The 798-nt window shown below is 67.0% G+C and carries 1 protein-coding gene; it reads left to right on the top strand.

The features are described 5' to 3' along the window. Window positions 1-798, top strand: a 798-nt coding sequence (locus tag CVM73_RS38775; protein WP_146006759.1) for a DUF1522 domain-containing protein, incomplete at both ends; no start/stop codon positions are given.

Raw genomic sequence — 798 nt, 5'->3', positions numbered from 1 at the left:
AATCTCGTCACCGACGGCAACGGCAACACCACCGTCTATCTCGGCACCGCCGGTACTCCGGCTGCGACCGTCAACGATCTGTTGACCGCGGTCGATCTCGCCAGCGGCGTCAAGACGGCTTCCATCAGCTCCGGTGCTGCGACGATCGCGACCAGCGTCAACCAGACCGCTTCGAGCGTTGCTGCCGGCGCCGTCACGCTGAAGAGCTCGACGGGTGCGGATCTGAGCGTCACCGGCAGGGCCGACCTGCTCAAGGCACTCGGCCTGACCACGTCGGTGGGCGGCGGCAACGCCACCGTGAGCGTCAACCGGACCACGAGCGCGGCCTCGCTGGGCGCGACCATCTCGGACGGCTCGACGCTGAACGTCGACGGTCACGTCATCACCTTCAAGAACGCGCCGATCCCGGGTTCGACCGGTGCTCCGAGCGTTCCGACCGGTTTTGGTGCGAGCGGTAACGTTCTCACCGACGGCAACGGCAACTCGACGGTCTATCTGCAGGGCGGCACGATCAACGACGTCTTGAAGGCGATCGACCTTGCCACCGGCGTGCAGACCGCGACGGTCAACGCCAACGGCACCGCGACGCTTGCGACGGCCACCGGCCAGACCAACTCGTCGATCAACGCCTCGGGTCAGCTCAAGATCTCGACCGGCGTCAACGCCGACCTGTCGGTCACCGGCACCGGCAATGCACTGAACGCGCTCGGCCTTGCCGGCAACACCGGGACGGCGACTGCCTTCACGGCGGCTCGCACCTCCGGCATCGGCGGCATCGCCGGCAAGACCTTGACCTTC

Source organism: Bradyrhizobium forestalis, from assembly GCF_002795245.1.
Lineage (GTDB): Bacteria > Pseudomonadota > Alphaproteobacteria > Rhizobiales > Xanthobacteraceae > Bradyrhizobium > Bradyrhizobium forestalis.
This window is presented reverse-complemented; position numbering and strand designations above follow the sequence as displayed.